2 protein-coding genes and 1 pseudogene are annotated in these 2,815 nt (G+C 64.3%); all 3 read right to left on the bottom strand.

The annotated features are described in order from the left end of the window. Positions 1-540, bottom strand: a 540-nt coding sequence (locus tag ACWETB_RS23770) for an IS3 family transposase (RefSeq protein ID WP_452214051.1), incomplete at its 3' end; no start/stop codon positions are given. Beyond that, positions 503-1,990: a group II intron reverse transcriptase/maturase gene (gene ltrA, locus ACWETB_RS23765; RefSeq protein WP_449738850.1), complete on the bottom strand. Its 1,488-nt coding sequence runs from the start codon at positions 1,988-1,990 to the stop codon at positions 503-505. The genes ltrA and ACWETB_RS23770, both read right to left, overlap by 38 nt. 652 nt (positions 1,991-2,642) lie before the next feature. Continuing rightward, positions 2,643-2,815, bottom strand: a pseudogene (locus ACWETB_RS23760) (transposase); the annotation flags it as partial.

Genomic DNA, 2,815 nt, shown 5'->3' with positions numbered 1-2,815 from the left:
GTTGGGCGCCGCCGCGGTGAACTGCCGTTCCACACGATCTGCCGGTCGCGGAGTTTCGGCCCCCTCGCTGCACGTGGTCCTGCGCGTCTTCACTCTCGTTATCCCCTGCAGCCCATCAGCTTTCATCAACCGTTCGACAGTGCAGCGGGCCACGCGGACACCCTTTCTGTGTAGTTCGGCATGGACTTTGCGGGCACCGTAGACGCCGAGATTATCGGCATGCACAGTGCGGATCTCGCCGAGGACCTCGCGGTCACGGACCACCCGTGGCGCCTCGACTCGTCGAGAACTCAGATGGGCTCGCACCGTGGACGGAGCGATCTGGGCGGCCGTATCTCTCAGGGCCGCGCAGATCGGATCGACTCCATGTTCGCCACGATGAGTGGCGACGAACTCCACGATCAGCGCTGCGGGCGGTCGATGAAAGTCGGCCCGGGGCGCGGTGAATGCCTTGCGGCATTTCCGTCTCCCCGGACCGCTTCCCGAACCCGGCGTGCACCTTTCAATGCACCGGGCTCTCCACGAGAGCCGTTGTGGCATCGGCGTTCACCGTGTCGACAGGTTCTGGCCAGGGTGAAGGGATCACCGAACCGCGGTAGCGGTATCGGGTGGTGCCGATCTTCTCCAGATCGATCAATTCCCGTTCGTCCCCAGCGGGCCACCATCCGCCGCCGCAGTAGCGGCGGCGGAGTTGCGTCCAGGTCGTTTTCGGGTGTTTGCGGCGCAACCATCTCCACACCGTCTGCCACAGGTAATGGCTGATGTAGGAGAACACCGCCGAGGACACCCCGGCCCGGAAATACCCCGCCCATCCCCGCACACTCGCGTTCACGCGGCGTAACAGGACATCGAGCGGTTGGCCGACCCCGATCTGTCTGCACAACGTCTTGATCTTCCGGCACGCGGCCACCACGGCCTTCTTGGACGGATAGACATAGACGTAGTGCCGGTTGGTTCCTCGTTTGCGATGTCGCTGGATGCGCCACCCGAGGAAATCCAACCCGTCGTCGATGTGGGTGATCAGGGTCTTGTCCGGTGACAGACGCAACCCCATCGCCGCCAGCACGGCGGCGATGTCCTCCCGGAACTGCTCGGCGTCAGCCCTGGTGCCCCGAATCATCAGGCACCAGTCGTCGGCGTAGCGGACGAGCTTGAAATTCGGCAGGCCATGACGCAGGCGTGCCGCCCGCTCAACCTTGCCGGTATTCGGCCCGCCCGCGAGCCCGGCGATGTACTCGTCGAGCACCGACAAGGCGATGTTCGCCAGCAGCGGTGAGAGAATCCCACCCTGCGGGGTACCGGCGGTGGTGTCTTCCAGCAGCTTGTCCTCGGTGAGGATGCCCGCCTTCAGAAATGCCTTCACCACGGCCAGGACGCGTTTGTCGCCAACACGTCGACGCACCCGGCCCATCAGGGCCGTGTGGTCGATCTCGTCGAAACATGCCTTGATGTCTCCCTCGACAACCCACTCGTAACACCGAGGTCGGGTCGCGAGGTAACGCACCTCGGCCACCGCGTCATGAGCCCGGCGCTTCGGACGGAACCCGTAGGAACACGGCAGAAAATCCGCTTCGAAGATCGGCTCCAACACCAGCTTCAACGATGCCTGGACCACCCGATCAGCGATCGTGGGAATACCCAGTCGACGCAACGTGCCGCCGCTCTTGGGAATCATCCGCTCACGGACCGGCACCGGCCGGAAACTGCGGTCCTTCAGACCAGACCGCAATCGGTCAAGGAACTCCTCAACGCCCTGCACCTGCGCGACGCTGGACGCGGTACGCCCATCCACCCCGGCAGTTCCGGCACCCTTGTTCCCGCTCACCCGATCCCACGCCACCAACAGAAACGCCGGATCGGCAACAACATTGAACAGATCGTCGAACCTGCGATGCGGATCATCGCGTGCCCAACGGTGCAGTTTGGTCTGGATCTTCAGTACCCGGCGTTCCGCCTGCACCAGCGCGGACTCCAGTTCGTCGGTATTCACCGTCGACCACTCCTCCTGACATTCCAGTACTGTCACTGCGTCTTTCGCTGGTCCCCTTCGCCCTGTAGCCGTCTCTCACGGCCGCCGAGACGGGCACGTCACCACCCGCGACTACTACGAGACCTCTGCCCCAACCTGCGTCTGTCAGCCGGACACGGGCCTTCCATCACGACGAGCCGGATACTCGCCACGATGGGCCACACACAGGTCGGTTCCCACGTTCACCAGGACATCGATCGGTCAGGGAGGCACCCAGCTTTACCCCGGCAGCATCGCCACGACTACGCCGCAGACCTTCACCGTGGCCTCCTCACCGCCCGAAATACACGGCATCGGAGACGACACCCTCGGAGATAGAGGACGTCGAGCACTGCAGACCGGCCCAGATCCGCCAGGTTTGGAGCCGGCTTCGCGGTTACGGGGCGTCCACCACTGGTTCGCTCACGCTGTACCTTCTGACCTTGCTCGACGAGCCCGCACCGTCTGGCAGTACCAGCACGACTCGCCTTTGTCGGGGCCGCTTGCCACCCTCCCCGGCGCTCCCCGGATCAGGCTGCCCCCAGCTTCATCAGGCCGCTGCGACGACCCGAAAGAGACGGTCTCTCACCACCTCTCGATATACCCAGCGCCTCGTGGCGCACATCTCCGCCGCAAAGAAAGCCGATGCCTGCTTCAAGATGGTGTTCGCCCGCCGCAGCTCACGGTTCTCCCGTTCCAGCTGCGCGATCCGTTCAGCCTCGCTGGTCGTGGTACCCGGTCGAACGCCGCCATCGATCTCGGCCTGCTTGACCCAGGTCCGCAGCGCCTCCGGGTGCACACCGAGTT

The sequence above is a fragment of the Gordonia sp. NPDC003950 genome (assembly GCF_053605205.1).
The sequence above is the reverse complement of the archived record's forward strand: the minus strand, read 5'-3'. Positions and strand labels throughout refer to the sequence as shown.